5 protein-coding genes are annotated in these 4,981 nt (G+C 59.5%); 1 reads left to right on the top strand and 4 read right to left on the bottom strand.

What is annotated here, in order from left to right; all coding sequences use genetic code 11:
* The coding region (locus ACIREA_RS26610) for a putative sulfate exporter family transporter (protein ID WP_397385354.1) at window positions 1-558 on the bottom strand (558 nt) is incomplete at its 3' end.
* Between the two features lie 66 nt (window positions 559-624).
* Window positions 625-1,134: a hypothetical protein gene (locus ACIREA_RS26605; protein ID WP_397385353.1), complete on the bottom strand. Its 510-nt coding sequence runs from the start codon at window positions 1,132-1,134 to the stop codon at window positions 625-627.
* A 134-nt stretch (window positions 1,135-1,268) separates the two neighbouring features.
* Between ACIREA_RS26605 and ACIREA_RS26600 the strand changes: the two genes are divergently transcribed.
* Window positions 1,269-3,350, top strand: coding sequence for an FAD-dependent oxidoreductase (locus ACIREA_RS26600; RefSeq protein WP_397385352.1), 2,082 nt, complete (start codon window positions 1,269-1,271; stop codon window positions 3,348-3,350).
* Window positions 3,351-3,413: 63 nt separating this feature from the next.
* Here the strand turns inward: ACIREA_RS26600 and ACIREA_RS26595 are convergent, their stop codons facing one another.
* Both ACIREA_RS26595 and ACIREA_RS26590 read right to left on the bottom strand, forming a co-directional pair.
* On the bottom strand, window positions 3,414-4,016 hold the full coding sequence (locus ACIREA_RS26595; protein WP_397385351.1) for a flavin reductase family protein: 603 nt from the start codon (window positions 4,014-4,016) through the stop codon (window positions 3,414-3,416).
* 5 nt (window positions 4,017-4,021) lie between these two features.
* Window positions 4,022-4,981 (bottom strand): (Fe-S)-binding protein (locus tag ACIREA_RS26590; protein ID WP_397385350.1); only part of this gene is annotated, 960 nt, incomplete at its 5' end.

Raw genomic sequence — 4,981 nt, 5'->3', positions numbered from 1 at the left:
GGCCTGCACCAGACCCGGGAGCCCCGCCTTCATCATTTCCGGCAGCAGAATCGTCGCGCCGAGGAGCACAATGCCCACCTTGATGAAGAATTCCGTGCGCACCGCCTCGCGCAGCCACTCGGGCACTGGTAAAAGGTGACTCCAGAGCATGCCCAGACCGAGCGCGAACACCACGTATTCGAGCCCCCAGGCCTTGATGCCCGCATGGGCCGCGATCCACTGCGCCAGCCAGCCCAGCACAAATACCACGACGGCACCGCACAGGAATGCCCCGACTCGTTTGCCGAGCGAAGCTGCCAGCGCGAGCACCGAGATGCCGAGAAACAAGGCCAGCAAGACACCGCTGACGGCGAAATTGTCCGCCGAGAAGGCCTTTGCCGCATCTGCCGCACCGCTCCAGCCAAGAGCGGGCATTTTGGGGCTCCACCCTTTCGCCACCGCGATCAAGATGGGCAGTGCAGCCAAGACTGCCAGCCAGTCTTCATTTTGCCACCAGCGTGCGGTGGAGGGTCCGGGAGAGGGATAAGCAGAGTCGGAGGCAGCGGAGTTGGCGGGCATGGTGGATGGATAAAAAAATCGCGGTGGTTTTCCACCGCGATTCAAACGCCCGCTGTGAGGGAGATTTTACTGCCAGTTGCCAAATGCATAGGGATTGTTGCCGCGCTGCTGGCCATAGGCATTGCCGGGGTAATAACTGGACTGCTGGCCGTAGCCGTAGTTTGGCTGCTGGCCATAGCCATTCTGTGGCGGGCAGCTCTGCTGGCCGTAACCCTGGCCATAAGGCTGGCTGTAATTCGGCTGGCCGTAGCCCTGCTGGGGATACTGACGCTGGCTATTGCTCAGCATGCTGCCCGCAAGGGCACCGAGAACGCCGCCGATGGCGGCTCCTTCCAGGCCCCGATGGCGCTGATTGCCGATGATCCCACCCGCACCAGCACCAATGAGAGCGCCTGCGACGGTGCCACCTGCCGAGGAGCGGCCATAGCCGCCACCGCCATAGCCTTGATTGTATCCCCCGTAGCCGCCTCCACCGTAGCCGCCCCCGCCGTAGCCATAAGGATCCGCGCAGGAGGTCAGGGAAAAAGTCAGCAGCAGGGTTCCAAAGGTCAGCGTGCGAACGAGGGAAGTCTTCATGAGGTGGTGATGTGAATCTTGTCCTGCACTCTGACGCGTCCTTTAACGAACTATTCGATTATATTTCCGCTACATCTCGGAATGCATCCCAGTAGTTGCAAAAGCCCCATGCTGCGGCTCGTTGCCACCCCACCATGAAGCTCCTCCCTGCACTTCTGCTTGCCACGCTCGCCGCCGTTTCCCCGCTCGGGGCGGCAGATTCGTATGACATCGTCGTCTATGGCGGCTCCTCCGGAGGAATCACGGCGGCCATTCAGGCGGCACGCATGGGCAAAACTGCCGTGCTCATCGAACCCACGAAGTTTCTCGGCGGCCTGACCACCGGTGGGCTCGGCGCCACGGACATCGGCAACAAGAAAGCCATCGGCGGCATGTCGCGTGAGTTTTACGCGAACGTCTTCAAATACTACAACGACCCCGCCAAGTGGCAGCACCAGACCCGTGAAGAATACTTCGCCAAAAAGCAGCACGGCAACACCGGCAGCGAGGACACCATGTGGACCTTCGAGCCGCATGTGGCCACAGAGATCTACGACGCTATGCTCGCCACCGTGAAGGACAAGGTGACCGTGATTTTCAGCGAGCGCCTGGATTTGAAAAAAGGTGTGGTCAAAGACGGCACTCGCATCTCGAAGATCATCATGGAGAGCGGACGCGAGTTCACCGGCAAGATGTTCATCGACGCCACCTATGAGGGCGATCTGATGGCCAAGGCCGGCGTGAGCTACGCCGTGGGCCGCGAGCCGAATTCACAATTTGGCGAAACCATCAATGGCGTGCAGAAGGTCAAAACCATCCATCATCAGTTCATCAAGAACGTGGATCCCTATGTGAAGCCCGGCGATCCGAAGAGCGGCGTGCTGCCCGGCATTGATCCCGGCGACATCGGCGAAGATGAAAGCGGCGACCGCAAGCTGCAGGCCTACAACTTCCGCATGTGCACCACCGACGTGCCAGAAAACCGCCTCGACTGGGAGAAGCCGGCCAACTACGACGAGAAATGGTTCGAACTGGCCCTGCGCAATGTCGAAGCCGGTGACGAACGCATCTCCTGGGCACCCACAGGCATGCCAAACCGCAAGACCGACACCAACAACAACTTCGCCATCAGCAGCGACTTCATCGGCCAAAATTTCGATTATCCAGACGCCGACTACGCCACACGCGCGAAGATCTGGCAGGCGCATGAAGACTGGCAGAAGGGCCTCATGTGGACCTATGCGCACCATCCGCGAGTGCCGGAGAAGATGCGAGACGCTTTCCAGAAGTTCGGCCTCGCCAAGGATGAATTCAAAGACAACGGCAACTGGCCCCGCCAGCTCTACGTGCGCGAGGCACGCCGCATGATCGGCGGCTACGTCATGAGCGAGAAGAACTGCAAACGCCGCGAAATCGTGGAGGACAGCGTGGGCATGGGCGCCTACAACATGGACTCGCACAACGTGCAGCGTTACATCACCAAGGAAGGTTTTGTGCGCAATGAGGGCGACATCCAGATTGGCACCCGCCCCTACCCCATCAGCTACCGCAGCATCACGCCGAAGGCTGAGGAATGCACCAACCTCCTCGTGCCCGTCTGCCTGAGTGCCACGCACATCGCCTATGGCAGCATCCGCATGGAGCCCGTCTTCATGGTCATGGGCCAGAGCTCCGCCACCGCCGCCGTCATCGCCATCGACTCCGGCAAAGACCTGCAGCAGATCGACCTCGCCAAGCTCAAGGAGAAGCTCCTCGCCGATGGCCAGATGCTCGACTTTGAATCACCGCCGATGCCGGAACATGTCTCGATCAGCAAAGAAAAGCTCGGCGGCATCGTCGTCGATGACAGCGACGCCGAACTCACCGGCTTCACGTCCGAAGGCCACACCACGCCCGGCTTTGTTGGAGAAGGCTATCGCCACGATGGAGACACCGCCAAAGGCGAGCAGAAAGCCCGCTTCACGCCCGACCTGCCGACCGCAGGCCAGTATCGCGTGGCCATTACTTACACTGCGCTGGCGAATCGTGCGGACAAGGTCCCCGTCATCATCCATCACGCCGATGGCGAGGCCACGGTGATCATAGATCAGAAGAAGAAGGCTCCCGAGAAAGATGTGCTTCTCCCCCTGGGCACCTACCGCTTTGAAAAAGGCAAAACCGGCTGGCTCGAAATCCGCAACGAAGGCACGAAGGGCCATGTGATCATTGATGCAGCGCAATGGGTACCGACGAAGTGAGGCTGATTTTGAATGAGGAAGGCAGGAATTCAGGAACCGAATAGAGTTCCTGATTCCCCCATCTCACTTCGGCCTCTTCAGCTCAAACATGTCCCGCGTGCGGCAGTACCAGTTGGGACTCTGCATACGGCCGATGGGATGATAATTCTCAGGCTTCACCAGCCACGTCTCAGGATCCAGAATACCATCGCGCACGTGAATGCGCAGAACTTCACCAATAATGAGTCGGTTGTCGCCGATCTCGATGATGCTGTGGCTTCGGCATTCAAAGCTGGCGGGAGCTTCCGCAATACGCGGCGGTTTAACCACGCTGCTCGGCACAGCGGTGAGTCCCGCATGCAACAGCTCGTTTTCACCCGGCGGCAGCGTGGCAGCACAGAGATTCATTTTCTCAGCGAGCGTTTCATCGACAAGGTTGACGACGAACTCATGCGTCAGGCGGATGTTGCGCGCCGTGTCCTTCTGCACGCCGGCAGAGCGATCACCGGGACAGAGGCCGACAATCGGCGGGGAATCTCCCAACACATTAAAAAAACTGAACGGCGCCGCATTCGCACGCCCGTCTAGATCGACCGTGGTCGTCAGGGCAATCGGACGCGGAGTGACGAGTCCGGCGAGAATCATGTAGGCGTCTTCGCGCAGGGGGCCAGTGAGGTCGAGTTCCATGGGGTTCAAGAAGTGGCCGCAGCAGCGGACTCTGCACGATACGCCTGCGCAAGCAAAGTCACCGGCTGCGTGACTTCATGGCAAGGATGACTGCCACAAGCCCGCAGCCCATTGGCGATCTGCAAATGACACCCAGGATTGCTCGTAGCCACGACGGGGGCCCCGGCCTGTCGTAGATTCGCGACTTTGCGGTCCAGCAGCTTCTGGCTCTGCTCCGGCTGGGTGATGTTGTAAATGCCCGCACTGCCGCAGCACCAGTTCGACTCGGGCAGCTCCTTGAACACAAGCCCCGGAATGCTGTTCAGAATCTGCCGTGGCTGTGACACGACCTTCTGCCCATGGCAAAGATGGCAGCTTTCATGATACGTCACCTCGCTCACACCCGCGCCTGCGGTGGGTTTGCGGAAGCGGATCTGCACCAGCCATTCGTGGATGTCCTTTACCTTCTTGTCCCACTGCTTGGCCTTGGCGGCGTAGAAAGGATCGTCATGCAGCAGATGACCATAAGTCTTCAAATGGGAGCCACATCCACCAGCATTGGTGATGATGGCATCGACATTATCGAGATCAAAGCTGTCGATCTGCCTGCGGGCGAGTTCTCGCGCGAGTTCGAGTTCGCCATTGTGTGCGTGCAATGATCCGCAGCAGCTTTGCGACCGCGGCGTGATGACCTCACAGCCGTTCGCCAGCAGCACATCCGCAGTATCGCGATTGATGTTCGAGAACGCGAGATCCTGGATGCAACCCGTGAGCAAACCGACGCGGTAGCCTTTGCTCTGCTGCGGCACTTCCTCCGGCCAGATCAGGTCATCGGAGAACTTATCAGCGATTTTCGGCGTCTGCGGCTCCAGCTTCTTCAGCGAGGGCGGTATGAGTCCGAAGAAATGCACCTTGCGCATCAGCTTTTCCAAACCGGCGCTTTGATAAACACGCAGCACGCGACCAATCAAACGCACCAACCAGGG

This window comes from Prosthecobacter sp., from assembly GCF_044373815.1.
Lineage (GTDB): Bacteria > Verrucomicrobiota > Verrucomicrobiia > Verrucomicrobiales > Verrucomicrobiaceae > Prosthecobacter.
Note: the sequence above shows the minus strand (reverse complement) of the source record. Positions and strands in the feature narration are given on the sequence as shown.